Below are 26,464 nucleotides of genomic sequence, written 5' to 3'. Positions count from 1 at the left end.
TCAGACCCCGCCCGCAACGGTGTCGTGCAACGGAATCATGGCCTCGCGGGCCCAGCGTGCACGGATAAGTTGACCGGTCTGATGCTGGGCGCTGACGTCCAGCCACTGATTGTTGGCCTGGCTGATGTTCAGGGTCTGACCGTTTTCCAGCTTCATCTCGTAACGCGTGGCGCTGCCCTGATACTGGATGTCGTGCAGCAGGCCGCTGACTTCGATTTCATGGCTGGCCTTTGGGCCTTCGGCGAAGCGCACGTGTTCCGGACGAATCGAGAACGGCTGCGGATGGCCGCTCAGCTGTTGGGCCAGATCACCGCGAATCACGTTGGAGGTGCCGACGAACTCGGCGACGAAGGTGGTCACCGGTTTCATGTACAGGTTGCGCGGGGTGTCGACCTGCTCGATGCGGCCCTTGTTGAACACTGCCACGCGGTCGGACATCGACAGCGCTTCGGTCTGGTCGTGGGTCACGAAGATGAAGGTGATGCCAAGTTGGCGCTGGAGCTTCTTCAACTCGCCTTGCATTTGCTCGCGCAGCTTCAGATCGAGTGCGCCCAATGGCTCATCGAGCAGCAGCACCCGCGGGCGATTGACCAGGGCGCGGGCCAGCGCCACGCGCTGACGTTGGCCACCGGACAGTTGCACCGGTTTACGCTCGCCGTAACCGCCGAGGGCGACCATGTCGAGAGCCTCCTCGGCGCGTTTGATGCGCTCGGTTTTGCCGACGCCTTTGACCTTCAAACCGTAAGCGACGTTGTCGCGAACGTTCATGTGCGGGAACAGTGCGTAATCCTGAAACACGGTGTTCACATCACGTTGATAGGGCGGCAAACCGGCGGCCTCGAAGCCGTGAATGCGGATCGAGCCTGTGCTCGGTTGTTCGAAACCGGCGATCAGCCGCAAGCAGGTGGTTTTGCCCGAGCCGGAAGGGCCGAGCATGGAAAAAAACTCGCCGTCCTGGATGTCGATGGAAACCCGGTCGACGGCTTTCACTTCGCCGAACTGACGGGAAACGTTGGTGAACTGGACTGCAAGCGTCATGGTGCGGTGCTCCAAAATCTGAAATCTTTAAAAGCATCGCGAGCAAGCTCGCTCCCACAGGGGAATGCGATCAATTGTGGGAGCGAGCTTGCTCGCGAAGAGGGCTTAGCGGCCGCCCATGATCGCGATGTAATCCTGGGTCCAGCGGCTATAAGGCACGAACTTGCCACCTTCAGCCTGTGGGGTTTTCCAGAAGGCGATCTTGTCGAACTGGTCGAAACCGTTGGTTTTGCAGCCTTCGGCGCCCAGCAGTTCACTTCCGGTGCAGGCCGCCGGCACGGCTGGCAGCGAGCCGAACCACGCGGCTACGTCGCCCTGGACTTTGGGTTGCAGCGACCAGTCCATCCACTTGTAAGCGCAGTTCGGGTGTTTGGCGTCGGCGTGCAACATGGTGGTGTCGGCCCAGCCGGTCACGCCTTCTTTCGGAATGGTCGAGGCCACTGGCTGCTTATCGGCTTGCAGGCCGTTGACCATGTAGCCCCAGGTGCTGGAAGCCGCGACGCCTTCGTTCTTGAAGTCGCTCATTTGCACAGTCGCGTCATGCCAGTAGCGGTGCACCAGCGGCTGCTGAGCGCGCAGCAGGTCGAGCACGGCCTTGTACTGGGTTTCGGTCAGTTCGTAAGGGTTCTTGATGCCGAGTTCCGGCTTGGTCGATTTCAGGTACAGCGCAGCGTCGGCGATATAGATCGGGCCGTCGTAGGCTTGCACGCGGCCCTTGTTGGCCTTGCCGTCCGGCAGGTTTTGCGGATCGAACACCACGCTCCAGCTGTCAGGCGCAGTCTTGAAAACGTTGGTGTTGTACATCAGCACGTTCGGGCCCCACTGATAAGGCGTGCCGTAAACCTGCTTGTTGACCACGTACCAAGGCCCGTCCTTGAGGCGCGGGTCGATGTTTTTCCAGTTCGGGATCAGCGCCGTATTGATCGGCTGCACACGTTTGCCGCCGATCAAACGCAACGAGGCGTCGCCGGACGCGGTCACCAGGTCGTAACCGCCCTTGGCCATCAGACTGACCATTTCGTCAGAGGTAGCAGCGGTTTTGACGCTGACCTTGCAGCCGGTTTCTTTCTCGAAACCGGTGACCCAGTCGTAGGCCTTATCGCTTTCGCCACGTTCGATGTAGCCCGGCCAGGCGACGATATCCAGTTGGCCTTCGCCAGCGCCAACGGCTTTCAGCGGTTCGGCGGCCTGAATACTGGCGCTGGCCAGCAAGGCGGTGGTGATTGCACTGAACAGTGCTGTCTTGTGCACGAACATGGGGTTTCCCTCTTCTTTAATTATGGTCGGGGCAGTTTTGAACGTGGTAGAGCTGGCCTTTTCGGCTGGTTGTTAGCGTAGTGCGGTTATTTCAGATCGTTGCCGTGGCGCGCCATGATGTGTCGTACCACGCTGTAGTCCTGGAGCGAATCGCTGGATAAGTCTTTGCCGTAACCCGAGCGCTTCAAGCCGCCGTGGGGCATTTCGCTGACCAGCATGAAGTGGCTGTTGATCCAGGTGCAGCCGTATTGCAAGCGCGCCGCGACCTGCATCGCCTTGTCGAGGTTTTGGGTCCATACCGATGACGCGAGGCCGTATTCCGAGTCATTGGCCCAGTCCACCGCTTGCGCAAGCTCGTCGAAGCGGGTCACGGTGACCACCGGCCCGAACACTTCGCGCTGGACGATTTCATCGCTCTGTTTGCAGCCGGCCAGCAGGGTTGGCTGGTAATAGAAACCTGCACCGGAATGCACCGCCGCGCCGGTCACTCGTTCGATGTGTGGCTGGCCAAGGGCGCGTTCGACAAAACTGGCCACGCGGTCGCGCTGGCGAGTGCTGATCAGCGGGCCGAGTTCGTTGTCGGCATCGCGTTTACCGGCGAAGCGCAGGCTGCTGACGGCGGCACCGAGTTCCGCCACCAATGTGTCGTGAATCCCGGCCTGTGCATAAATCCGGCAGGCGGCGGTGCAGTCCTGTCCGGCGTTGTAGTAACCGTAAGTGCGCACGCCTTCGACTACCGCTTGAATGTCGGCGTCGTTGCAGACGATCACCGGCGCTTTGCCGCCGAGTTCCAGGTGGGTGCGTTTCAGGGTTTTGGCAGCGGCCTGAAGGATTTTCTGTCCGGTCACGATGTCGCCGGTCAGTGAGACCATGCGCACTTTCGGGTGGCTGACCAAATGGCTGCCGACGCCTTCACCACCGCCGCAAATAATGTTGATCACCCCGCGCGGGAGGATTTCAGCCAGTGCCGGTGCCAGGGCGAGGATCGACAACGGTGTGTGTTCGGACGGCTTGAACACCAGTGTGTTGCCGGCGGCCAGGGCCGGGGCGATTTTCCACGCGGCCATCATGATCGGGTAGTTCCACGGCGCGATGGACGCTACGACGCCAATCGGATCGCGACGCACCATGCTGGTGTAACCCGGCAGGTATTCACCGCTGAGCTGGCCGGTCTGGCAGCGTACGGCACCAGCAAAGAAGCGAAACACGTCGACTGTGGCGCTCAAATCGTCCTGACGGGCCAGGTGCAACGGCTTGCCGCAGTTCAGCGATTCGAGTCGGGCGAGGAGGTCGGCGTGCTTTTCCACCGCGTTGGCGATGTCCAGCAGGATGTTCGAGCGTTGTTGCGGGGTGGTTCGCGACCAGCCGGCGAAGGCGCGGTGGGCGGCGAGGATGGCGGCTTCGACTTGTTCGGTGCTGGCTTCGGCGATGTGCGTCAGCACTTCACCGGTGGCCGGGTTGATGATCGGCTCGACAAAGCCCTGGCCTGCGACTAATTCACCATCGATCAGCAATGCAGTGAACAACGGGGTCTGCGCGCCAGGCATTTTTCGGGTTCTCTTTTCTTGTGTGGTCATGGTGCTCCCTGTGACTGGGGGCCCGACCGTCTTATTGATGTCCAGAGACTAGTGGTCGGGCTTGCGGACGACAAATACTAAATACTGAATGCAGCGTTCGATTAAATAGATGGCTTGCGTCCGCCGTGAGGTTGCTCACGAGCGACCGTCAGGAACGGATCGACCAGCGCCGGGCGGGCGGTGCCGCGCCGCCAGGCCAGGCCGACGTCGAGGGTCTGGCTGAGGTCGGCAATCGGTCGTGCTTCGATGATGTCGCCTTCCAGCGACCAGGGTCGGTAGGTCATGTCGGGTTGAATCGATACGCCAAGGCCGGCCGCCACCAGGCTTCGAACGGCTTCGGTGGAGGCCGTGCGCAAGGTGATGCGCGGCTGCAGGGAGGCTGCCGACCACATGCGTTGGGCGTTGCGGTCCATTTCATCGACGTTCAATTGAATCAACGGCTCGCGGGTGACATCGGCGAGGTTGATGCTGTCGTGCTCCAGCAACGGGTGCTGGGCCGGCAGCCACAGGCGGTGCGGCGAATGGGTCAGCACCTCGGTCTGCAATGCATGGCGATCCTCAAGGTTGGAGAGAATCAGTACCCCGACATCGATTTCGCCGCTGACCAGCAAGTGCTCGATATAAGGCCGCTCGTCTTCCATCACGCGAATCTCCACGTTGGGGTAGGCGCGCTGAAAACGGGTGAGCAAATCGGCGAGGTAATAACCGGCCACCAGACTGGTCACGCCAATGATCAATTGGCCGGCGACCTGATCGGTGCTTTGTTGAAGGCTGCGTTTGGCGTTGTCGACCGTGGCCAGAATCAAGTGCGCCTGACGCAGGAATTGATGGCCCTGGTGCGTCAGGGTCATGCCCTTGGCGTGGCGATTGAACAGGCTGACGCCAATTTCCTGCTCAAGCTGCTGGATGGCCAGGGTCAAGGTGGACTGGGAGATGTACACCGCTTGCGCGGCAGCCGAGATCGAGCCGGTCTCGGCCACGGCGATGAAGTGACGGATCTGGCGCAAGGTCATCATGGTGAAGATACCCGGTGGGCGGTTTTTATAGATTTGCCCGAGTGTATATCTTTTTAATCGATGCCCAGGCATGGGCTTAGTTGGGGTGGGGGGGAGAAAGGGGGGAGAGACCCGTTACTGGCTGCATCCTTGCAGCCAGTTCCGATGGGTCGATGTTACGCATTGTTCAATGCGGCTCCCGATCAAGTCGCAGTGAGTCAGGCGCGGATATCTCGATCATATCCACAACGAGTTTGTTATCGAATTCAAACCCGGTGCCTGAAGGCCCTGTGTAGCTTCGATACTATTTCAGCGTTACATCAATCATCGGGGGAATGTAACCATAGTCATATTCGGCCACCACGAAAGTCTGCTGCCCTTTCACCTTGATGCCCACTGTCGGCGCTTCAGTGCCGCCGACCCGGAACTGCATTCCGGTGTTGCTTTCCTTTGTGGGTACGGTGTCGATGAACGAAGTCACCAGGCCGTTAGGCATCACGTAATGTGAATAGGTTTGAAATGGCTGGGAAGAGGGGTTGCCCAGCACCAGACCGGAACCGTTCAGTGGTACGTAAGGGCCGAAGAGCGAATCCGCCACGAAACCGTACACCCCGTCCGGACCGGTCACACCGTCGGCATAAGTGAATTTATGGCTGATGGTGAACAAATAGTATTTACCGTCCTGAAACAGGAAGTGTGGACGTTCGGTCTGGTCATTGACGCCTACTGCAGTCAGCAGTGGCGGCAACATTTCCCAGTCGTCGCCATCTTCGTCATTCGCTACGGCGATACCGACACAGGCGGTTTGGAAGCGCGAGTTACCGACATCTTCATAGCCCGGCGGTACGTCGCCGATTTCAGCTTCGCCGACCTTGTGCGAACCACGCTCACCGGCCACGTTGCCCTCAAACAGCATGTACAACTTGCCGTCTTTCGGATCGCGGAACGGCCATGGATCACGGAAGCCCCAGTACGGATTCTGCGCTTCGGTCTGATAGATCTCGCCGTCAGCTTCAAACAGCGACGTAACCTTTTTGAAGCCTACCATGCTGACGCCATGTTCAGTCGTCACCACGCGGCCACGCACCTTGACGATCGTGGCGCCCGGCGTGACGGCGGTGTAATACAAATCCACATCGCCCTGGTCGTTCAACAGAATCGGGGAGCCAGCCCATTCACGCGTGGTTGGAGACACACCTTGCGCCATCACGCGACCACCAAACTGCCAGTCTTTACCGGTGCGGGAAAACCAGTAGTACATCTTTGCCCGACCGTGGCGATCGTTCCAGTCTCGGGTGATGTCGTAATTACCGTTCTCGTCGATGTACTCCGGATCATTCGGATGGCGATCCGCCGTCAACGTGAAGATGACCGACCAGCCATCGACGGAAGCCACGTTACCGTCCATATCGCGCAGCGGCATGGTGTCCCAGATGAACACCTCGTTGCTCAATACCGGGAAATCCGCACTGACCAGAGGCTGGGTAGTGGTCGGATCATCCGCGTGAACTTTCAGCGCGTCGGCGCGGGTCCACAGGCTGGGCTGGTGGGGAAGCTGACCAAGTTTTTCAGTGTTGCTTTTCATAGGGAGTACCTCATCCATGAATATATTTAAATGAATCTTCGTTAATGACTGTATATCCATACAGTGATTTCACTGTAAGTCAGTGAATTTTCAAGATCAAGGGAAAATTCCATTTTTTTTAATTTATGGGTTTTTTGTTGCTGGCTGATACGTTTCATCAGGTTATTTTTTGCACAAAAAAGGCCTGCCTCTCGGTAAGCCTCTGGTCGTCCGCTGTGGGGCATGATGTGGTTTTGAAGTGAAAAGATCTTTTTGGACCGTTACGCAGCCCAACGGAGGGCACGCTCCGCTCACCACAAACCAGTGCGCAATTTCTGATCTGTTTATTCTTTCCCCAAAGCCTCGGTCCGAGGCTACGTTGCCTTGCGTCGCTGCCTACAACTCCACCAGAACTCCCCGGCTTGTACGCTTTGTTGCCCGGCTCTATTGTTTCCGGGTCGCTGCTTATTCAGCGGCCGGGCCTGGAAACCCGTGAGCAAAAAGGCGCAACAGCGCGCCACATGACATACTGCGGCGCTTTTTTTGTGCTCGCAGTTCTGCGTTATGGCGGCTGTGCGTGGGAGACCTTCGGGTCTGCCGGGTACCTTTTGCCTCGGTTTTCCAGCCCGCGTACAGCTGCCACCCTTTCGCCTGGAAACGAAAACGGCAGCTCCTCAACGCAAAAGGAGCTTCACCATGTTCAAACCAACTCCAAATCCGCCGGAAACCGATCCGGTTTCCCCCTATGCCTCCCTCGACTCAAAAGAACTCCACGCCGCCGCGCACCGCGCACTCGATCACTACCTGGTGCTGCCCGAAACCAAGGCATTGTTAGCCGACCGACGTCCCGGCTGCATTTTCGTCATCGCCCCCGACGTCGACTCTGAAACCCTATTGGCCCACGCCTGCGAAACCCTCGCCTCGGCGAATGTCATGGCCAGCGATCTGGCGTTCGACCTCGACGGCCCCAAGCGCAATACCGCGCTGGCGATTCAGCAGATGATTTCGTTGGCCGAGTTGGCGGTGAATCGGGCGCTGGATCACCTTGATCCACCGGAATAACGGATAGGAGCGCGGCTCCCACGTACGCGTAGCAGCTGTCGAGCCCGCGAGGCTGCGTTCGGCTGCGAAGCAGTCGTAAAATCAGGCAACACGTTCTTTCAGATGAACCGCGTATACAGGGCTGGCGAGGACTGCGTCCTCGAACGCAGCCTCGCGGGCTCGACAGCTGCTACGGGAGTAGTCCTGCACCGTATTTCAACGTTGAGCTGCTACGGGAGCAATCCTGCTGCATCATTCAATGGCCAAACCGTCGCCTGTATCTGCACAAATAGCACTGGCAGTACTTGGCTCGTCTGACTGAAAGTAGCCGTCCCAAAGCGGATACACGCTTTTCACTCAGGATGAGACGCAGTGCGCAACCGCTTATAAAACGCGGTGTGCCCTCGGCTATACTCCCCTCCATTTGAACCGCCCCGAGGACTGACTGTGAAGAACTGGACGTTGCGCCAACGCATTTTGGCGAGCTTTGCGGTAATTATTGCCATCATGCTGCTGATGGTCATGGTCTCGTTCTCCAGTCTGCTGAAGATTGAGTCCAGTGAGGAAACGGTCCAGAAGGATGCCGTTCCGGGGGTGTATTACAGTTCGATGATTCGCAGCGCCTGGGTCGACGGTTACGTCCTGACCCAGCGGATCGTTGGCCTTTCTGAACATCGCGACCTGACCACCGCTGACCTGGAGCTGTACAAGAGCTACGAAGCGCGTATCGAAGAGCAGATGGACAACTATCGGAAAACCATCTTCACCTCCGCGGATCAGGTCGATTTCGACGCGTTCGAGGTTCGTCATCAAGCGTTCAATAAGGTGCTGAATAAAGTCGTCGATCTGTATCAGCACAAACAATACGAACAGGCCCGCATAGCGCTGGAGCAGGAATTGACACCTGCGTGGGTCGATGGCCGCAAGCAATTGAATATTGTGATTGACGCCAATCGTGATCAATCCAATGCCGCCACTGAGGCAATCCGCAATGCGGTCACTGCGGCAAAAATCAGCATGGGCCTCTCTTTGCTGGTCGCGATTCTCGCCGCCGGCCTCTGTGGCCTGCTGCTGATGCGCGCGATCATGGCGCCGATGAATCGCATCGTGCAGATCCTCGACATCATGCGCACCGGCGATCTCAGCAGCCGTCTGAACCTCGATCGCAAAGACGAATTCGGCGCGGTGGAAACCGGCTTCAACGACATGATGACCGAGCTGACTTCGCTGGTGTCCCAGGCTCAACGTTCCTCGGTACAGGTCACCACCTCGGTGACCGAAATCGCCGCCACCTCCAAACAGCAACAGGCGACCGCCACGGAAACCGCGGCCACCACCACCGAAATCGGCGCCACTTCGCGCGAAATCGCCGCGACCTCGCGGGACCTGGTGCGCACCATGACTGAAGTCTCCACCGCCGCCGATCAGGCTTCGGTGGCGGCCGGTTCCGGACAGCAAGGGCTGGCGCGGATGGAAGAGACCATGCACTCGGTAATGGGCGCGGCTGATCTGGTCAACGCCAAACTGGCGATCCTCAACGAGAAGGCCGGCAACATCAATCAGGTGGTGGTGACCATCGTCAAGGTCGCCGATCAGACCAACCTGCTGTCGCTGAACGCCGCCATCGAGGCTGAAAAGGCCGGCGAATACGGTCGTGGTTTTGCCGTGGTCGCTACCGAAGTGCGACGTCTGGCGGACCAGACCGCTGTCGCCACCTATGACATCGAGCAGATGGTTCGCGAGATCCAGTCGGCGGTGTCGGCCGGTGTGATGGGCATGGACAAATTCTCTGAAGAAGTACGCCGTGGCATGTTCGAAGTGCAGCAGGTCGGTGAGCAGCTGTCGCAGATCATCCATCAGGTTCAGGCGCTGGCGCCGCGGGTGTTGATGGTCAATGAGGGTATGCAGGCCCAGGCCACGGGCGCTGAACAGATCAACCATGCACTGGTGCAGTTGGGCGACGCCAGCAGCCAGACCGTCGAGTCCCTGCGTCAGGCCAGTTTTGCCATCGACGAGCTGAGTTCGGTGGCCGTAGGGCTGCGCAGCGGCGTCTCGCGATTCAAAGTCTGATGAGCGAACTGGTGGCGAAACGCAGTGCGGGCATGGCACCGAAACAGTCGTTGTTTCTGGTATTTCGCATTGGCGACGAGCGCTATGCGCTGCAAGCCATTGAAGTGGTTGAGGTGCTGCCGCGCCTGCCGCTCAAACCGATTGCCAGGGCACCGTCCTGGGTCGCGGGGGTGTTTGCCTACCGTGGCGCGGTGGTGCCGGTGATCGATGTCGGCGACCTGGCGTTCGGTCAGCCGGCCAAGGCGCGTACCAGCACTCGATTGGTGTTGGTGCACTATCAGCCGGATGGCGCAATGCCTGCGCAATTGCTCGGGCTGATTCTTGAGCAAGCCACCGACACCCTGCGTTGCAATCCGGCGGACTTCCAGCCCTATGGCCTGGATAACCGTCAGGCGCCGTATCTAGGGCCGGTGCGTGAAGACGCGCAAGGACTGTTGCAATGGGTGCGCGTCGCGGACTTGCTGGATGCTCAGGTGCGCGCGTTGCTGTTCCCGTCGCCACCGCTGGACCTGGCGTCGCTTGAGGAGCGCCCATGAGCAATGACCAGCGTTTTTTCGACTTCCTCAAAGAACGCATCGGCCTCGACGTGAGCTCCGTCGGCCCGGCGATCATCGAGCGCGCGGTGCGTCAGCGCACGGCGGCGCAGCAGGTGGAAACGTCGGATGAGTACTGGCAGCGCCTGCAAGGCTCGCGAGACGAACAGCAAGCGCTGATCGAAGCAGTGATCGTCCCGGAAACCTGGTTTTTTCGTTACCCGGAATCCTTTGCTACTTTGGCCAAGCTGGCGTTCAAGCGTCTGGCCGAGATCAAGGGCATGCGTGCGCTGCGGATTCTCAGCCTGCCGTGCTCCACCGGCGAGGAGCCGTATTCGATTGCCATGGCGTTGTTCGATGCCGGGCTGGCGCCGCACCAGTTCAAGGTCGAAGGGTTGGACGTCAGCCCGCTGTCGGTCGAGCGGGCCAAGCGTGCGCTGTACGGCAAGAACTCCTTTCGAGGACAACTCACCGATTTCCGCGAGCGGCACTTCAGCGCCGAAGACGAAGGCTATCGCCTCAGCGATCGGGTGCGCGAACAGGTACGTTTGCAGGTGGGCAATCTGCTGGATCCGGCCCTGCTGGCCAATGAACCGCCCTATGACTTCGTGTTTTGTCGCAACTTGCTGATCTATTTCGATCAGCCTACTCAGAAGCAGGTTTTTGAGGTGCTCAAGCGCCTGACTCACGTGGATGGCGTGCTGTTTATCGGCCCGGCCGAAGGCAGTCTGCTGGGGCGTCTGGGCATGCGTTCGATCGGTATTCCACAATCCTTCGCCTTCAGCCGTCACAGCGAGCCTGAACCCGAACCGCTGCCGGTGTTCATTGCACCACCGTTGCCGGTGAGTTTGCCGATGCGCAGCGTTTCGCCGCCGGTACGCAACCGACCTTTTGCCGCCGTTGCACCCGCGCCGCGCCCGAGCGTTGAGACGCTGTCGAACACTGATGCCGCCGCTCTGCTGGCGAGCATTGCAACCCTGGCCAACGAAGGTAAGAGCGTTGAAGCGCGAGCGGCCTGCGAGCAGTACCTGCGCGGCCACGAGCCGGTGGCGCAGGTGTTTTACTGGCTGGGGCTGCTCAGCGATGTCGCTGGCAGCGTGCTGGAAGCTCAAGGTTTTTATCGCAAGGCGCTTTATTTGCAACCGCAGCACCCCGAAGCGCTGATCCATCTGGCGGTGTTGCTGGCGTCCCAGGGGGATACGGCTGGCGCCCGTCGATTACAGGAACGCGCCGCCCGCAGTGAGCGCACCGCTGACAGTGAGCGTAAACGATGACCGGTTCTGTTTCGTTGAACGTGACCCATGAAGATGCCCAGGCCATCGACGACTGCTGGAACCGTATCGGTATCCACGGCGACAAGTCCTGCCCATTGCTGATCGAACACATTCACTGCCGCAATTGCGCGGTGTATTCGGCGGCGGCGACGCGCTTGCTGGATCGTTATGCCTTGCAGCAGGACGACCGTGCGCAAGCGTCCATTGCCGTTGAAACGGATGTGCTCACGCGCTCGTTGTTGATGTTTCGCCTCGGCGAAGAGTGGCTCGCCCTGGCGACCCGCAGTCTGGTGGAAGTGGCGCCGATGCAGGCGATTCATTCGCTGCCGCATCAGCGTTCACGGGCCTTGCTGGGGGTGGCGAACGTGCGCGGCGCGCTGGTGGCCTGCCTGTCGCTGGTGGAGTTGCTGGGGTTGGAAGCGACCACAGGTGTCGCCTCGGGTGTGCGGATCATGCCGCGCATGTTGATCATCGCCGCTCACGGCGGTCCGGTCGTGGTGCCGGTGGATGAGGTGGACGGGATTCACGCCATTGATGAGCGAGTCCTCGACGCCGCGTCTCAATCAGGCCAGCAGGCCAGCGCCAAATACACCCGTGGCGTGTTGCAATTCAGAGGTCGCAGCCTGCGCTGGCTGGATGAAGAGCAGTTGTTGTCCGCCGTGACCCGGAGCCTGACATGACCCCTGATCAAATGCGTGACGCGTCACTGCTGGAGCTCTTCAGTCTTGAAGCCGAGGCCCAGACCCAGGTGCTCAGCGCCGGGTTGCTGGCGCTGGAACGTGACCCGACTCAGGCCGATCATCTGGAAGCCTGCATGCGCGCCGCGCATTCGCTCAAGGGCGCGGCGCGGATTGTCGGCGTGGATGCCGGGGTCAGCGTTTCCCATGTGATGGAAGACTGCCTGGTCAGTGCGCAGGAAGGCCGGCTCTTTCTGCGCCCGGAACACATTGATGCGCTGCTGCAAGGCACCGACTTGCTGATGCGCATCGCGACGCCGGGCAGCGCTAATGTCGGGCCGAGCGACATCGAAGCCTATGTGGCGTTGATGGGGCATTTACTGGATCCCCTGGCGGTCGCAGCACCCGTTGTAGCGCGGCCGTCATTGCCGCCCGAAGCGCCGATGGCCGAGCTGCAACTCGAGCGGCCGGCACCGCTGATTGAATCGCCAGATCTTGTGGCAGAACTCGAGTCGTCGCTCGCAGCATCGGTAGCGGCATCGCGCAAAGCCAAACACGTCACCGAGGGCGGCGAGCGGGTGTTGCGGGTGACCGCCGAGCGCTTGAACAGCCTGCTCGACCTGTCGAGTAAATCGCTGGTGGAAACCCAGCGCCTCAAACCGTACCTGGCGACGATGCTGCGTCTCAAACGGATGCAGAACAACAGCCTGCGCGCCCTGGAAAGTCTCAACGTTCACCTCAAAGAGCAAACCCTGAGCCTTGAGGCCCAGGAGGCGCTTGGCGATGCACGGCGGTTGTTGGCCGAGTCCCAGCAATTGCTGGCGGAGAAAACCGCTGAGCTTGATGAGTTCGCCTGGCAGGCGAGTCAGCGTGCTCAGGTTCTGTACGACACGGCATTGGCCTGTCGCATGCGGCCGTTTGCCGATGTGCTGACCGGGCAGGCGCGGATGGTTCGCGATCTGGGCCGTAGCCTGGGTAAGCAGGTGCGGTTGGAGATCGAGGGCGAAAAGACCCAGGTCGACCGCGACGTGCTGGAAAAGCTTGAAGCGCCGCTGACCCATTTGCTGCGTAACGCCGTGGACCACGGCATCGAAACACCTGAACAACGCCTGCTGGCCGGCAAGCCTGCCGAAGGGCTGATTCGCTTGCGCGCGTCCCACCAGGCCGGGCTGCTGGTGCTGGAGTTGAGCGATGACGGTAATGGCGTGGACCTGGAGCGGGTTCGCCAGAGCATCGTCGAGCGCCAATTGTCACCGCTCGAGACCGCAGCGCAGTTGAGTGAAGAAGAGCTGCTGACGTTCCTCTTCCTGCCCGGTTTCAGTCTGCGCGACAAGGTCACCGAAGTCTCCGGGCGTGGTGTCGGCCTGGATGCGGTTCAGCACATGGTCCGCCAGTTGCGCGGTGCGGTGGTGCTGGAGCAGAAAGCTGGCGAGGGCAGTCGTTTCCATCTTGAGGTGCCGCTGACGTTGTCGGTGGTGCGCAGTCTGGTGGTCGAAGTGGGCGAGGAGGCGTATGCCTTTCCACTGGCGCACATCGAGCGCATGTGCGATTTGGCGTCGGACGACATCGTTCAGGTGGAAGGTCGTCAGCACTTCTGGCACGAAGGTCGACACGTTGGCCTGGTCGCGGCCAGCCAGTTGCTGAACCGCCCGGCGAGTCAGAACAGCCCGGCGACACTCAAAGTCGTGGTCATCCGTGAGCGCGACGCGGTGTACGGGGTGGCCGTCGAGCGCTTTATCGGCGAGCGCACGTTGGTGGTGCTGCCGCTGGATGAGCGCCTGGGCAAGATTCAGGACATTTCCGCCGGGGCTTTGCTCGATGACGGTTCGGTGGTGTTGATCGTCGACGTCGAAGACATGCTCCGCTCGGTGGATAAACTGCTCAATACCGGTCGCCTGGAGCGGATCGCCCGGCACAGCCAGCAGACCGCCATCGTTGCGCGCAAACGCATTCTGGTGGTCGATGACTCACTGACGGTTCGTGAGTTGCAACGCAAGCTGCTGCTCAATCGTGGTTATGACGTGGCCGTTGCGGTGGACGGCATGGATGGCTGGAACGCGCTGCGTGCCGAGGATTTCGATCTGCTGATTACCGATATTGATATGCCGCGCATGGACGGGATCGAGCTGGTTTCGTTGTTGCGACGTGACAATCGGCTGCAATCGCTGCCGGTGATGGTGGTGTCCTACAAGGATCGTGAAGAAGACCGTCGTCGTGGGCTGGACGCTGGAGCCGACTACTATTTAGCCAAGGCCAGCTTTCATGACGATGCGCTGCTCGATGCAGTGGTTGAGCTCATAGGAGGAGCGCGTGCATGAAGATCGCTATCGTCAACGATATGCCCATGGCCGTGGAGGCCCTGCGTCGAGCCTTGGCGTTCGAACCGGCGCATGAGGTGGTCTGGGTCGCCAGCAACGGTGCCGAGGCGGTGCAACGCTGCGCCGAGTTCACCCCGGACCTGATCCTGATGGACCTGATCATGCCGGTCATGGATGGCGTCGAAGCCACCCGGCGGATCATGGCCGAGACCCCGTGCGCCATTGTCATCGTCACGGTGGATCGGCAGCAAAATGTCCACCGGGTGTTCGAGGCCATGGGCCACGGCGCGCTGGATGTGGTCGATACCCCGGCCCTCGGCGCGGGCGATCCGAAAGATGCCGCAGCGCCGCTGCTGCGCAAGATCCTGAATATCGGCTGGCTGATCGGCGAACGCGGTAACCGCGTGCGATCGGCGCCGACCCATCCGCGCAGCTCCGGACAGCGCCAGAGCCTGGTGGCCATCGGTTCTTCCGCCGGTGGGCCGGCGGCGCTGGAAGTCTTGCTCAAGGGCCTGCCGCGCGATTTTGCGCCGGCCATCGTGCTGGTTCAGCACGTTGACCAGGTATTCGCGGCCGGTATGGCTGAATGGCTCAGCAGCGCCAGCGGTCTGGATGTGCGCCTGGCTCAGGAAGGCGAGCCGCCGCGAAGCGGGACGGTGTTGCTGGCGGGCACCAATCACCATATCCGTTTGTTGAAGAACGGTACGCTGGCCTACACCGCCGAGCCGGTCAACGAAATTTACCGCCCCTCGATCGACGTGTTTTTCGAAAGCGTGGCCAGTTACTGGAACGGTGACGCAGTCGGTGTGCTGCTGACCGGCATGGGGCGCGATGGCGCCCAGGGACTTAAATTGATGCGCCAGCAGGGTTACCTGACCATTGCTCAGGATCAGCGCAGCAGTGCGGTATATGGCATGCCTAAAGCAGCCGCCGCCATCGATGCTGCTGTGGAAATTCGCCCGCTGGACAAGATAGCGCCACGATTGCTGGAGATCTTTGCAAAATGATTCATCATTGCCGCTGTTATTGCCTGACTCAGGTGACCGCACATGGATGATTTACAGCTCGACGACTTTAAAACCGATGAAAACGCCGCGATGGTGCTGCTGGTCGACGACCAGGCGATGATCGGCGAAGCCGTGCGCCGCGGGCTGGCGAACGAAGAGAACATCGACTTCCATTTCTGCGCCGATCCGCACCAGGCCATTGCTCAGGCGATCCGTATCAAGCCGACGGTGATTCTGCAGGACCTGGTCATGCCCGGTCTGGACGGCCTGTCGCTGGTGCGCGAATACCGCAACCACCCGGCGACCAAAAACATTCCGATCATCGTGCTCTCGACCAAGGAAGACCCGCTGATCAAGAGTGCGGCGTTTGCCGCGGGTGCCAACGATTACCTGGTCAAACTGCCAGACAACATCGAACTGGTGGCGCGCATTCGCTACCACTCGCGTTCCTACACCACCCTGATCCAGCGCGACGCGGCCTACCGGGCGTTGCGGGTCAGTCAGCAGCAGTTGCTCGACACCAACCTGGTGCTCCAGCGGTTGATGAACTCCGATGGCCTGACCGGCCTGTCGAACCGCCGTCATTTCGACGAATACCTCGAGCTGGAATGGCGCCGGGCCTTGCGTGACCAGGCGCAACTGTCGCTGTTGATGATCGATGTCGACCACTTCAAGCTGTACAACGACAACTTCGGCCACCTGGAAGGCGACGAAGCCCTGCGCAAAGTCGCCACGGCAATCCGCGATGCCAGCAGCCGGCCTTCCGATCTGCCGGCGCGTTATGGTGGTGAGGAGTTCGTACTGGTGTTGCCCAATACTTCGCCGGTCGGGGCGCGTCTGGTCGCGGAAAAGCTCCGCCAGACCGTAGCCGGGATGAAGATTGCGCATGTTTTCCCGGCCGAAGGTGCGAGCCTGACGATCAGCATCGGCCTCTCGACCATGACCCCGCAGCCCGGCAGTGATTACCGTCAACTGATCTCGGCAGCGGACAAGGGGTTGTACCTGGCGAAGAACAATGGGCGCAATCAGGTGGGGATTGAGTAAGGATCAGCCCGCACATGGAAATGCGGCACCCGTAGCAGCTGTCGAGCCTGCGAGGCTGCGTTCGAGGACGAAGTCCTCGCAAATCTGGTGCACGCGATTTACCTGGACGTACGCGTTGTCTGATTTTACGGCTGCTGCGCAACCGAACGCAGCCTCGCGGGCTCGGCAGCTGCTACAAGAGTCCGCCTCTCATATGCTTTCATCCAAAAACCATTCGCCCTAAAGCCGCCAGGCGGGCTGCCGTGACAGCGTGATTACGTTATACTCGCCGGCTTTCAAAAGTTCGCCAACGAGTGCTGCCCGCCATGGAAATCAACCCGATCCTTAACAGTATCAAGGACCTGTCCGAGCGCTCCGAAACTATTCGGGGGTATCTTTGACTACGATCAAAAGCATGAGCGTCTGACTGAAGTCAATCGCGAGCTTGAAGATCCGAATGTCTGGAACAACCCGTCGTACGCTCAGGAACTGGGCCGCGAGCGCTCGCTGCTGGCGCAGATCGTCGAAACCCTCGACCAGATGCACACCGGCCTTGCCGACGCCAAGGACCTGCTGCTGATGTCCGCCGAGGAAGAAGACCAGGCCGCCGTCGATGACGTCGCTGCCGAAGTCGAGCGTCTGCGCGAGTCCCTGGAAAAACTCGAATTCCGCCGTATGTTCAGCGGCGAGATGGACGCCAACAACGCCTACCTGGACATCCAGGCCGGCTCCGGCGGTACCGAAGCCCAGGACTGGGCCAACATCCTGCTGCGCATGTACTTGCGCTGGGCGGATAAACGCGGTTTCGACGCGACCATCATGGAACTCTCTGCCGGTGAAGTCGCCGGGATCAAGGGCGCAACCCTGCACATCAAGGGCGAATACGCTTTTGGCTGGCTGCGGACCGAAATCGGCGTGCACCGTCTGGTGCGCAAGAGCCCGTACGACTCCGGTAACCGTCGTCACACCTCGTTCTCGGCCGTGTTCGTGTCGCCGGAAATCGATGACAACATCGAAATCGACATCAACCCGTCGGACCTGCGCATCGACACCTACCGCTCCTCCGGTGCCGGTGGTCAGCACGTAAACACCACCGACTCGGCCGTACGTATCACCCACGTACCGACCAACACTGTGGTCAGCTGCCAGAACGAACGTTCCCAGCACGCCAACAAAGACACCGCGATGAAAATGTTGCGGGCGCGCTTGTACGAGCAGGAAGTGCAGAAACGCAACGCTGCCTCCCAAGCCCTGGAAGACACCAAGTCGGACATCGGCTGGGGTCACCAGATCCGCTCGTATGTGCTCGACCAGTCGCGAATCAAGGATTTGCGTACTAACGTCGAACGCAGCGACTGCGACAAGGTGCTCGACGGCGATATCGACGAATACCTGGTGGCGAGCCTGAAACAAGGGCTGTAAACCGCCAGTCTAGACCTTAAGTCCCCTGTCATCGGCGGGGGCAACGAACCTGTGATGGAAAATTTAAAGACATGAGCGACCTAGAACTCGATCCGCAAGCCCTGCAACAGGAAGAAAACTCCCTGATCGCCCTGCGCAAGGAAAAGCTTGCTGCCGAGCGCGCCAAGGGCCAGGCCTTCCCCAACGACTTCCGCCGCGACGCCTACTGCGAAGATTTGCAGAAACAGTACGCGGACAAGACCAAGGAAGAGCTGGCAGACGCTGCGATCCCGGTCAAGGTTGCCGGTCGTCTCATGCTCAACCGTGGTTCGTTCATGGTGATTCAGGACATGTCCGGGCGCATTCAGGTTTACGTCAACCGTAAAACCCTGTCTGAAGAAACCCTGGCCGCAGTGAAAACCTGGGACCTGGGCGACATCATTGCCGCCGTTGGTACCCTGGCCCGTTCCGGCAAGGGCGACCTGTACGTTGAAATGACCGACGTGCGTCTGCTGACCAAATCGCTGCGCCCGTTGCCGGACAAGCACCACGGCCTGTCTGACACCGAGCAGCGCTACCGCCAGCGCTACGTTGACCTGATCGTCAACGATGACGTGCGTCAGACGTTCCGCGTGCGTTCGCAAGTCATTGCACACATCCGCAGCTTCCTGATGAAGCGTGACTTCCTTGAAGTCGAAACGCCGATGCTGCAAACCATTCCCGGTGGTGCAGCGGCCAAGCCGTTCGAGACTCACCACAATGCGCTGGACATGGAAATGTTCCTGCGTATCGCGCCAGAGCTGTACCTCAAGCGGCTGGTTGTTGGCGGTTTTGAGAAAGTCTTCGAGATCAACCGCAACTTCCGTAACGAAGGTGTTTCGACTCGTCACAACCCTGAATTCACCATGTTGGAGTTCTACCAGGCTTACGCCGACTACGAAGACAACATGGACCTGACCGAAGAACTGTTCCGTGAACTGGCGCAGCTGGTTCTGGGCAGCACCGACGTGCCGTACGGCGACAAGGTGTTCCATTTCGGCGAGCCGTTCGTACGCCTGTCGGTGTTCGACTCGATCCTCAAGTACAACCCGGATCTGACCGCTGCCGACCTGCAGGACATCGACAAGGCTCGTGCCATCGCCAAGAAGGCCGGCGCCAAGGTGCTCGGCTTCGAAGGTCTGGGCAAACTGCAGGTGATGATTTTCGAAGAACTGGTCGAGCACAAGCTGGAACAGCCGCACTTCATTACCCAGTATCCGTTCGAAGTGTCGCCGCTGGCCCGTCGTAACGACGAGAACCCGAACGTCACCGACCGTTTCGAGCTGTTCATTGGTGGCCGCGAAATCGCCAACGCCTACTCCGAGTTGAACGACGCGGAAGACCAGGCCGAGCGCTTCATGGCTCAGGTGGCCGACAAGGACGCTGGCGACGACGAAGCCATGCACTACGACGCTGACTTCGTTCGCGCACTGGAATACGGCATGCCGCCGACCGCCGGTGAAGGTATCGGTATCGACCGTCTGGTGATGCTGCTGACCAACTCGCCGTCGATCCGCGATGTGATCCTGTTCCCGCACATGCGACCGCAAGCGTAAATGTTTCAATTAAAAAGCCGCCTATAACAGGCGGCTTTTTATTGCCTGTCTGGTACAAACGTATCAATTGGTTACTTTTGACGTTAGAGAGGAATATCTGTCGTGAATCGTGCAATGGCTCAAGAAGGTGCAGCGGGTATCGCCACTGCGGTCGCTGAAAGTGTTCAGTACCAAGGCCGAAAGGCCAGCCGACAGGGCAGCGAGCAGCGTCGACAGGACATTCTCGATGCTGCGATGCGCATCGTCGTACGCGACGGTGTCCGTGCGGTACGTCACCGTGCAGTGGCCGCCGAAGCCGGCGTGCCGTTGTCGGCGACTACTTACTATTTCAAGGATATCGATGACCTGCTCACCGATACCTTCGCTCAATACGTAGAGCGCAGTGCCGCCTTCATGGCCAGGTTGTGGGCCAACAATGAAGGTCTGTTGCGCGAATTGGTGGTTAGCGGCGATGGCAGTCCCGAGTCCCGTTCACAGTTGGCTGACGATATTGCGCGGCTGATGGCTGACTATGTCCAACGGCAACTGATCAACCGCCGCGAGCACTTGATGGCTGAGCAGGCCTTCCGCCAGGAAGCTTTGCTCAATCCGCGTCTGGCACTGTTGGTGCGCTCGCATCAGCAAATTCTCCTACAGGGCACCTGCCAGCTTTTCCAGGTATTGGGTTCCCTAGAGCCACAGCAGGATGCCAAAGTGTTGACGGCCATTGTCGGCCGGATGGAATATCAGGGCCTGCTCAACGACGCAGAGCCGCAGGCCGAGGAAGAGATGCTCGGTATTCTTAACCGGTACATGCACCTGGTGCTGGCATCGGTCTGACCCTGTGGGAGCGAGCTTGCTCGCGATGACGGTCCGACATTCAACATGAATGTCGACTGTTCAATTGCTATCGCGAGCAAGCTCGCTCCCACATAAGGCCCTCGTCTGCGCTTAGGGAGTGTTGAATGAAGTCCTGGCGTGTCGTGATCGCCTTGTCCAATAAACGCAACACGCAACGGTTTTAAACAGGAGTTCCGGGTGGACGAATACCAGCAGACGATACGCACCTTGTCCGATCGCATAGTGCTGGCGCAAACGCCGATTCGGGTACTCGATGCGGTCAAGTGGGATGACAACATCCGCAAGGGTTTCCTCAAGGCCAAAGGCAAGGAAATGCCCGCGGTGGACCGTGACTATTACCTCAATCGGCCACTGTCTTTCGACTCCAGCAAAGTGAAGCTGGAGTTCCAGAACATCGAGCGCGACATCACCCGTCAGCTCGGTCAGTTCAACCCGGTCGGTCAGATCATGCGGCGCATGTGCAAGGAATACCGCATGGTGGTGCGGATGCTTGAAGCACGCGGTACCGAAGATTTCGGGTTGATCTCGCAAGAGCTTTACGGCGCAGCCTCCGATGCGTTCCACGCCGGCGACCCGACTCTGGCCGACCTTGGCCTGATGATGTCCGACTACCTGAACAACATCGATGGCCGGGGCGACCTCAAGGACGAGCCGAAGATTCTCACGGCCAAGGAAGCGGTGCACCTGCTGCAAACCCGCTTGAACAAGGTTTTTGGCGAAGCCGAGGAAACCATTCGGGTGTTCGAGTCCGACGGTATCGTCGCGGATGCGGCGGCCGGTGCCGACTACATCAAGATTCGTGCTGACGCGATGTTCAACGAGCGTGATGTGCGAGCTTTGGAAGTCCATGAAGGACTGGTGCATGTCGGCACCACCCTCAACGGTCTGAACCAGCCGATCTGCACCTTCCTCTCCAAAGGTCCACCGTCCTCGACCGTGACCCAGGAAGGCCTGGCGATCCTGATGGAAATCATCACCTTCGCTTCTTACCCGAGTCGCTTGCGCAAACTGACCAACCGTACCCGTGCGATTCACATGGTCGAGGAGGGCGCGGACTTCTTGCAGATCTTCGAGTTTTTCCGTGAGCAAGGCTTCGAGATGGCTGAAAGTTATGGCAACGCTAGTCGGGTTTTCCGTGGTTCGGTGCCAAATGGTCTGCCATTTACCAAAGACTTGTCCTACCTCAAGGGCTTTATCATGGTTTACAACTACATTCAGTTGGCCGTGCGTAAAGGCAAGCTTGAGCAGATCCCTTTGCTGTTTTGCGGCAAAACCACCCTGGAAGACATGCGAACCCTGCGCCAGTTGGTGGATGAAGGTCTGGTGGAACCACCCAAGTACCTGCCGGACCAGTTCCGTGACATGAACGCCTTGTCGGCCTGGATGTGTTTCTCCAACTTCCTCAACCACCTGAGCCTGGACCGGATCGAAGCGGATTACTCGAACATTTTGTAAGGATCACGCCGTCCAAATGTGGGAGCGAGCTTGCTCGCGATAGCGGTGTCACAGTCAACATCAATGCTCAATGTTAGAACGCCATCGCGAGCAAGCTCGCTCCCACAGGTAGTGTGTTTCAACTCCTTTTTTGCGGGGTTTCAACGGATGAGAATCCTCGGCATTCTTTGCCTTCTCCTGACCCTCGGCGGTTGCAGCTCTTTGCTGTTCTTCCCCGATCCCGGTCTGCCGTTTACCCCGCAGAAAGCCGGGCTTGAGTACCGCGACATCACCCTGACCACCGCCGATGGCCTGAAACTGAACGCCTGGTGGCTGCCGGCCAAAAAAGGCGTGGCGGTCAAGGGCACGGTGTTGCATTTGCACGGCAATGGCGGAAATCTCGCCGGGCATCTGGGCGCCACCTGGTGGCTGCCGAAGCAGGGTTATCAGGTGCTGCTGGTGGACTATCGCGGTTATGGCCTGTCGCAGGGTAAACCCAGCTTGCCGGCGATCTATCAAGACATCGACGCTGCATTCAAATGGCTGGACCAGGCGCCCGAGGTTCAGGGAAAACCGCTGATCGTCCTTGGCCAGAGCCTCGGCGGTGCGCTGGCGGTGCATTATCTGGTTGAACACCCCGAGCGTCAGCGTCAGCTCAAGGCGCTGGTCCTCGATGGCGTGCCGGCCAGTTACCGGGATGTCGGGCAGTTTGCGCTGAGCACGTCGTGGATGACCTGGCCGTTTCAGGTGCCGCTGTCCTGGCTGGTGCCGGACGCCGACAGCGCGATCAACGCGATGCCGCAGCTCAATGGCGTGCCGAAATTGATCTACCACAGCATCGACGATCCGCTCGTGCCTCTTTCCAATGGCATCCGACTGTATCAAGCTGCGCCCCCGCCTCGGGTCCTGCAACTGACCCGGGGCGGGCACGTGCAGACCTTCGGCGTCCCGACCTGGCGCACTGTCATGCTGCGCTTTCTCGAAGACCCGCAGCACTTCAACGGTCTGCGCCGCTTGGGCGAAACGCCCAATTACCCTGCGCCCCCGAATTCAGAAGTTGAACCCCCAGAGAGTCCGCAATGAGTGAAGAACGTAACGCCATCCCGCTGATCATCACCGGTATCTGCAGCATCCTCGGCACTGTCGCGTGCCTGTGGTACTACGGCTACCTGCACTTCGCCAAACCGGAAGATGCGTTGCTGCTCAACGAATTCACCATGCTCAAGACCGTACCGGGCGAAGACTACAAAGTCTCTCTGGACCCGGCCCCGCAAGTCGCGCAATGCATAGATGGGGTGCTGGTGCTGTTCGACACTGAACAGAAAGGCCTGACCGGTGTGCTGGTCAACGCTCAGAAAAAAGCCGTGCGCTGCATGGGGCAAGAGACGCCGCAGCTCGAACAATAAACACTGCGGGGGCTGTGATCTTTGATCATGCCGGCCCCAAGGATCGCAGCCTGCGGCAGCTCCTGCACAAGTCCCGTTGCGATCCGTTGATGTTCAAAATGCAAAAGCCGATCTCCCGTAGGAGCTGCCGAAGGCTGCGATCCGTTGATTTTCAGAAAAGCAAAAGCCCCGCCTTATCAGACGGGGCTTTTGCGTTACAGGCTGTCTCAGTGTTTTTGCTTGCCGCTCTGAGCCGATAAATCGTGCAAGTGGCGCCGCGACAATTCGAGAAAACGCGGTGTCGGGCCGACGTCTTCGTAGAGCGGGTCACCTTCCTCGTCAGTCGCAACCACGTGCTGGCCCTTGACGTAAGGGAAGCTTGCTTCGAGCTCTTCCAGCGCCGCACCGATCAGTTCGCCCAGCAGTTCTTCGGGGTGGCGTTTGGGGTACATCTCGGTAATCGCCGCCAACCGCGCCGCGGCTTCGACGTCCAGGTGAATGGTGTAGCCGGTCTTGGTCAAACGGCCTTTGGCGGTTTCTTCCCAATGTTGGGCTAGCTCACGGATTTTCATAATGACCTCAATAAGCACCTGCTCGTGGCAGGATGTGATGAGTGTCCGGCCGTGGCCGGTGGCAGGCCTTTGTACGGCTTACCTTTGAGACTAGCCTTTACCTTCAAGGTTTAAAGTCGATTCGTCGACTGCTTGTAAGAAGCCGCTGCGGGCGGCACTCTTGAAGTCGACTGCCATTCGCTGGAGAACTGCTGATGACTGATATCGATGCACGCTTGCGCGAGGATGTTCACCTGTTGGGTGAGTTGTTGGGCAACACCATTCGTGAACAGTACGGGGATGGCTTTCTCGACAAGATCGAGTTGATCCGCAAAGGTGCCAAGGCTGACCGACGTGGTTCGACGGACGCTGAACTGCGTGCCAGCCTCAATCAGTTGAGCGAAGACGAACTGCTGCCGGTGGCGCGGGCGTTCAACCAGTTTCTGAACCTGGCGAACATCGCCGAGCAATATCAGTTGATTCACCGCCGCGAAGAGTCCCAGCCGGCGCCATTCGAGGCGCGGGTGTTGCCCGAACTACTCGCTCGTCTGCTTGCTGAAGGGCATGGCAGCGACGCGCTGGCGCGGCAATTGGGGCGGCTGGAGATCGAGTTGGTGCTGACGGCGCACCCGACTGAAGTTGCACGCCGAACCTTGATCCAGAAATACGACGCGATTGCCGCGCAACTGGCCGCGCAGGATCACCGTGACCTGACGACTGCCGAACGCGAGCAGATTCAGCAGCGTTTGCAGCGTCTGATCGCCGAAGCCTGGCACACCGAAGAAATTCGCCGCACCCGGCCAACCCCGGTCGATGAAGCCAAATGGGGCTTTGCGGTGATCGAGCATTCGCTGTGGCAGGCGATTCCCAACTACCTGCGCAAGGCCGATCAGGCCCTGCACGCTGCCACCGGCCTGCATTTACCACTGGAAGCGGCGCCGATTCGCTTCGCCTCGTGGATGGGCGGCGACCGTGACGGCAACCCGAACGTGACCGCTGCGGTGACCCGTGAAGTCTTGCTGCTGGCGCGCTGGATGGCGGCTGACCTTTACCTGCGCGATGTCGATCAGTTGGCCGCCGATTTGTCGATGCAGCAGGCCAGCACCGAGTTGCGGGCCAAGGCCGGGGATAGCGCCGAGCCTTACCGTGCGGTGCTCAAGCAACTGCGCGAACGCCTGCGCGCGACCCGCAACTGGGCGCAGGCGTCCTTGACGGCAACCACGCCAGCATCGGCCGATGTGCTGCAAAACAACCGCGAACTGCTCGATCCACTGGAGCTGTGCTATCAGTCGCTGCATGAATGCGGCATGGGCGTGATCGCTGACGGCCCGCTGCTGGATTGCCTGCGTCGGGCGGTGACCTTCGGCCTGTTCCTGGTGCGGCTGGATGTGCGTCAGGACTCGTCACGGCATGCGGCGGCGATGACTGAGATCACCGATTATCTGGGGCTTGGTCGCTACGAAGACTGGGACGAGGAAGCGCGTATTCGTTTCTTGATGGGCGAGTTGAACAATCGTCGGCCACTCTTGCCAGCGTATTTCAAACCCTCGGCCGATACCGCCGAAGTCCTGGCGACCTGTCGCGAAATCGCGGCGGCACCGGCGGCGTCGTTGGGTTCCTATGTGATCTCCATGGCCGGCGCTGCTTCGGACGTGCTCGCCGTGCAGCTGCTGCTTAAAGAAGCCGGCGTGCTGCGGCCAATGCGCGTAGTGCCGCTGTTCGAAACCCTTGCCGACCTGGACAACGCTGGCCCGGTGATCGAGAAGCTGTTGCTGCTGCCGGGCTATCGCTCGCGTTTGCAGGGCCCGCAGGAAGTGATGATCGGCTATTCCGACTCGGCCAAGGATGCCGGCACCACGGCGGCAGCCTGGGCTCAGTATCGGGCGCAGGAGCGCTTGGTGGATATCTGCCGCGAGCAACAAGTGGAGCTGCTGTTGTTCCACGGTCGCGGTGGCACCGTGGGCCGTGGTGGTGGTCCGGCGCACGCGGCGATTCTGTCGCAGCCGCCGGGTTCGGTGGCCGGGCGATTCCGCACCACCGAGCAGGGGGAAATGATTCGTTTCAAATTCGGTCTGCCAGACATCGCCGAGCAAAACCTCAACCTGTACCTGGCCGCCGTGCTGGAAGCCACGTTATTGCCGCCTCCGCCGCCGGAACCCGCGTGGCGCGGCTTGATGGATGAATTGGCGGCCGATGGCGTCAGCGCTTATCGCGCGGTGGTGCGGGAAAATCCGCAGTTCGTCGAGTACTTCCGTCAATCCACGCCCGAGCAGGAACTGGGGCGTCTACCGCTCGGCAGCCGTCCGGCCAAGCGTCGTGCTGGCGGGATCGAAAGCCTGCGGGCGATTCCATGGATCTTTGGCTGGACCCAGACCCGTTTGATGCTGCCGGCCTGGCTTGGTTGGGAAGCGGCGCTGACCAAGGCACTGGCGCGCGGCGAGGGCGAGTTGCTGGCGCAGATGCGTGAGCAATGGCCGTTCTTCCGCACACGCATCGATATGCTGGAGATGGTGCTGGCCAAGGCCGACGCGGACATCGCCCAGTCCTACGATGAGCGATTGGTTACGCCTGATTTGTTACCTTTGGGTGTGCATTTACGCGACCTATTGTCGCAGGCGTGTTCCGTGGTCCTGGGCCTGACTGGTCAGTCGCAGCTGCTGGCCCATAGCCCTGATACCCTGGAATTCATCCGTTTGCGCAACACCTACCTCGACCCGCTACATCTATTGCAGGCTGAACTGTTGGCCCGCTCGCGGCAGCCGGAAGTGGCGCAGGGCAGCCCGGTGGAACAGGCGTTGCTGGTGTCTGTGGCGGGGATTGCCGCCGGCTTGCGAAATACCGGCTAAGGTCTTTTGCGGGGTGTCGCAGGCAGCTTTACTGCGAC

General features: G+C 59.9%; 21 protein-coding genes. 15 read left to right on the top strand and 6 right to left on the bottom strand.

What is annotated here, in order from left to right; genetic code table 11:
• The 5 genes from BK659_RS26625 to BK659_RS26605 all read right to left on the bottom strand — a co-directional run bounded on the left by BK659_RS26625 (position 1) and on the right by BK659_RS26605 (position 6,452).
• Complete coding sequence (locus tag BK659_RS26625; protein ID WP_123428605.1) at positions 1 to 1,038, bottom strand: ABC transporter ATP-binding protein; 1,038 nt, start codon at positions 1,036 to 1,038, stop codon at positions 1 to 3.
• Positions 1,039 to 1,143: 105 nt separating this feature from the next.
• A complete protein-coding gene (ydcS, locus tag BK659_RS26620) occupies positions 1,144 to 2,295 on the bottom strand; it encodes a putative ABC transporter substrate-binding protein YdcS (protein WP_123428603.1) in 1,152 nt (383 codons plus the stop codon).
• 86 nt (positions 2,296 to 2,381) lie between these two features.
• Positions 2,382 to 3,872 carry a gamma-aminobutyraldehyde dehydrogenase gene (locus BK659_RS26615; RefSeq protein ID WP_123428601.1) on the bottom strand — a complete coding sequence of 497 codons (1,491 nt, stop codon included), beginning with the start codon at positions 3,870 to 3,872 and terminating at the stop codon, positions 2,382 to 2,384.
• Positions 3,873 to 3,973: 101 nt separating this feature from the next.
• Positions 3,974 to 4,888 carry a LysR family transcriptional regulator gene (locus BK659_RS26610; protein ID WP_123428599.1) on the bottom strand — a complete coding sequence of 305 codons (915 nt, stop codon included), beginning with the start codon at positions 4,886 to 4,888 and terminating at the stop codon, positions 3,974 to 3,976.
• 283 nt (positions 4,889 to 5,171) lie between these two features.
• On the bottom strand, positions 5,172 to 6,452 hold the full coding sequence (locus BK659_RS26605; protein ID WP_123428597.1) for a glycoside hydrolase family 68 protein: 1,281 nt from the start codon (positions 6,450 to 6,452) through the stop codon (positions 5,172 to 5,174).
• Between the two features lie 675 nt (positions 6,453 to 7,127).
• Here BK659_RS26605 and BK659_RS26600 point away from each other — a divergent pair.
• From BK659_RS26600 to BK659_RS26535, 14 genes are all read left to right on the top strand, one after another.
• Complete coding sequence (locus BK659_RS26600) at positions 7,128 to 7,493, top strand: DUF6124 family protein (protein ID WP_123428595.1); 366 nt, start codon at positions 7,128 to 7,130, stop codon at positions 7,491 to 7,493.
• 486 nt (positions 7,494 to 7,979) lie between these two features.
• A complete protein-coding gene (locus tag BK659_RS26595; RefSeq protein WP_404942550.1) occupies positions 7,980 to 9,542 on the top strand; it encodes a methyl-accepting chemotaxis protein in 1,563 nt (520 codons plus the stop codon).
• Positions 9,542 to 10,078: a chemotaxis protein CheW gene (locus BK659_RS26590; protein ID WP_123428591.1), complete on the top strand. Its 537-nt coding sequence runs from the start codon at positions 9,542 to 9,544 to the stop codon at positions 10,076 to 10,078. The genes BK659_RS26595 and BK659_RS26590 overlap by 1 nt, the downstream gene beginning before the upstream one ends.
• Entirely contained in the window at positions 10,075 to 11,349 is a 1,275-nt protein-coding gene (locus tag BK659_RS26585; protein ID WP_123428589.1) for a CheR family methyltransferase, read from the top strand. Before BK659_RS26590 ends, BK659_RS26585 begins: the two co-directional genes overlap by 4 nt.
• Positions 11,346 to 12,029 (top strand): chemotaxis protein CheW, encoded by a 684-nt coding sequence (locus BK659_RS26580; RefSeq protein ID WP_123428587.1) that lies wholly within the window; start codon positions 11,346 to 11,348, stop codon positions 12,027 to 12,029. Before BK659_RS26585 ends, BK659_RS26580 begins: the two co-directional genes overlap by 4 nt.
• The gene (locus tag BK659_RS26575) at positions 12,026 to 14,344 is read left to right on the top strand and encodes a hybrid sensor histidine kinase/response regulator (protein WP_123428585.1); all 2,319 of its coding nucleotides are present in this window, start codon (positions 12,026 to 12,028) and stop codon (positions 14,342 to 14,344) included. Before BK659_RS26580 ends, BK659_RS26575 begins: the two co-directional genes overlap by 4 nt.
• Entirely contained in the window at positions 14,341 to 15,351 is a 1,011-nt protein-coding gene (gene cheB, locus BK659_RS26570) for a chemotaxis response regulator protein-glutamate methylesterase (protein ID WP_123428583.1), read from the top strand. Before BK659_RS26575 ends, cheB begins: the two co-directional genes overlap by 4 nt.
• 42 nt (positions 15,352 to 15,393) lie before the next feature.
• Positions 15,394 to 16,395, top strand: a complete 1,002-nt coding sequence (locus BK659_RS26565) for a response regulator (protein WP_123428581.1) — start codon at positions 15,394 to 15,396, stop codon at positions 16,393 to 16,395.
• A 305-nt stretch (positions 16,396 to 16,700) separates the two neighbouring features.
• Positions 16,701 to 17,796 (top strand): peptide chain release factor 2 gene (prfB, locus tag BK659_RS26560; RefSeq protein WP_123428579.1). Its coding sequence is split into 2 segments (ribosomal slippage): positions 16,701 to 16,772 and positions 16,774 to 17,796, totalling 1,095 coding nucleotides; the frame shifts between segments, so codons are not numbered across the junction.
• A gap of 71 nt (positions 17,797 to 17,867) precedes the next feature.
• Positions 17,868 to 19,370, top strand: a complete 1,503-nt coding sequence (lysS, locus tag BK659_RS26555; RefSeq protein WP_123428577.1) for a lysine--tRNA ligase — start codon at positions 17,868 to 17,870, stop codon at positions 19,368 to 19,370.
• 102 nt (positions 19,371 to 19,472) lie between these two features.
• Complete coding sequence (locus BK659_RS26550; RefSeq protein WP_185015476.1) at positions 19,473 to 20,189, top strand: TetR/AcrR family transcriptional regulator; 717 nt, start codon at positions 19,473 to 19,475, stop codon at positions 20,187 to 20,189.
• A 198-nt stretch (positions 20,190 to 20,387) separates the two neighbouring features.
• Positions 20,388 to 21,665, top strand: a complete 1,278-nt coding sequence (locus BK659_RS26545) for a flavohemoglobin expression-modulating QEGLA motif protein (RefSeq protein ID WP_123428573.1) — start codon at positions 20,388 to 20,390, stop codon at positions 21,663 to 21,665.
• A gap of 147 nt (positions 21,666 to 21,812) precedes the next feature.
• Positions 21,813 to 22,727, top strand: coding sequence for an alpha/beta hydrolase (locus BK659_RS26540; RefSeq protein ID WP_123428571.1), 915 nt, complete (start codon positions 21,813 to 21,815; stop codon positions 22,725 to 22,727).
• Positions 22,724 to 23,050: a PA3694 family proteiin gene (locus BK659_RS26535; protein ID WP_123428569.1), complete on the top strand. Its 327-nt coding sequence runs from the start codon at positions 22,724 to 22,726 to the stop codon at positions 23,048 to 23,050. The genes BK659_RS26540 and BK659_RS26535 overlap by 4 nt, the downstream gene beginning before the upstream one ends.
• Before the next feature lie 206 nt (positions 23,051 to 23,256).
• On the opposite strand, the gene BK659_RS26530 is transcribed toward BK659_RS26535, so the two are convergent.
• A complete protein-coding gene (locus tag BK659_RS26530; RefSeq protein WP_123428567.1) occupies positions 23,257 to 23,601 on the bottom strand; it encodes a pilin assembly protein in 345 nt (114 codons plus the stop codon).
• Positions 23,602 to 23,795: 194 nt separating this feature from the next.
• Here BK659_RS26530 and ppc point away from each other — a divergent pair, with 194 nt between their 5' ends.
• Positions 23,796 to 26,426, top strand: coding sequence for a phosphoenolpyruvate carboxylase (gene ppc, locus BK659_RS26525; RefSeq protein WP_123428565.1), 2,631 nt, complete (start codon positions 23,796 to 23,798; stop codon positions 26,424 to 26,426).
• The last annotated feature ends 38 nt before the right edge of the window (positions 26,427 to 26,464 follow it).

This window comes from Pseudomonas brassicacearum, assembly GCF_003732225.1.
GTDB lineage: Bacteria > Pseudomonadota > Gammaproteobacteria > Pseudomonadales > Pseudomonadaceae > Aquipseudomonas > Aquipseudomonas brassicacearum_E.
The sequence above is the reverse complement of the archived record's forward strand: the minus strand, read 5'-3'. Positions and strand labels throughout refer to the sequence as shown.

What these genes read in the sequence shown, in the direction of transcription:
- BK659_RS26565 (WP_123428581.1), top strand. Translation starts at nt 15,394, where the DNA reads ATGGATGATTTACAGCTCGACGACTTTAAAACCGATGAAAACGCCGCG.
- ydcS (WP_123428603.1), bottom strand. Translation starts at nt 2,295, where the DNA reads ATGTTCGTGCACAAGACAGCACTGTTCAGTGCAATCACCACCGCCTTG.
- BK659_RS26610 (WP_123428599.1), bottom strand. Translation starts at nt 4,888, where the DNA reads ATGATGACCTTGCGCCAGATCCGTCACTTCATCGCCGTGGCCGAGACC.
- BK659_RS26580 (WP_123428587.1), top strand. Translation starts at nt 11,346, where the DNA reads ATGACCGGTTCTGTTTCGTTGAACGTGACCCATGAAGATGCCCAGGCC.
- BK659_RS26540 (WP_123428571.1), top strand. Translation starts at nt 21,813, where the DNA reads ATGAGAATCCTCGGCATTCTTTGCCTTCTCCTGACCCTCGGCGGTTGC.
- BK659_RS26535 (WP_123428569.1), top strand. Translation starts at nt 22,724, where the DNA reads ATGAGTGAAGAACGTAACGCCATCCCGCTGATCATCACCGGTATCTGC.
- ppc (WP_123428565.1), top strand. Translation starts at nt 23,796, where the DNA reads ATGACTGATATCGATGCACGCTTGCGCGAGGATGTTCACCTGTTGGGT.
- BK659_RS26590 (WP_123428591.1), top strand. Translation starts at nt 9,542, where the DNA reads ATGAGCGAACTGGTGGCGAAACGCAGTGCGGGCATGGCACCGAAACAG.
- BK659_RS26615 (WP_123428601.1), bottom strand. Translation starts at nt 3,872, where the DNA reads ATGACCACACAAGAAAAGAGAACCCGAAAAATGCCTGGCGCGCAGACC.
- BK659_RS26530 (WP_123428567.1), bottom strand. Translation starts at nt 23,601, where the DNA reads ATGAAAATCCGTGAGCTAGCCCAACATTGGGAAGAAACCGCCAAAGGC.
- BK659_RS26575 (WP_123428585.1), top strand. Translation starts at nt 12,026, where the DNA reads ATGACCCCTGATCAAATGCGTGACGCGTCACTGCTGGAGCTCTTCAGT.
- BK659_RS26600 (WP_123428595.1), top strand. Translation starts at nt 7,128, where the DNA reads ATGTTCAAACCAACTCCAAATCCGCCGGAAACCGATCCGGTTTCCCCC.
- BK659_RS26585 (WP_123428589.1), top strand. Translation starts at nt 10,075, where the DNA reads ATGAGCAATGACCAGCGTTTTTTCGACTTCCTCAAAGAACGCATCGGC.
- cheB (WP_123428583.1), top strand. Translation starts at nt 14,341, where the DNA reads ATGAAGATCGCTATCGTCAACGATATGCCCATGGCCGTGGAGGCCCTG.
- BK659_RS26625 (WP_123428605.1), bottom strand. Translation starts at nt 1,038, where the DNA reads ATGACGCTTGCAGTCCAGTTCACCAACGTTTCCCGTCAGTTCGGCGAA.
- BK659_RS26595 (WP_404942550.1), top strand. Translation starts at nt 7,980, where the DNA reads ATGCTGCTGATGGTCATGGTCTCGTTCTCCAGTCTGCTGAAGATTGAG.
- lysS (WP_123428577.1), top strand. Translation starts at nt 17,868, where the DNA reads ATGAGCGACCTAGAACTCGATCCGCAAGCCCTGCAACAGGAAGAAAAC.
- BK659_RS26605 (WP_123428597.1), bottom strand. Translation starts at nt 6,452, where the DNA reads ATGAAAAGCAACACTGAAAAACTTGGTCAGCTTCCCCACCAGCCCAGC.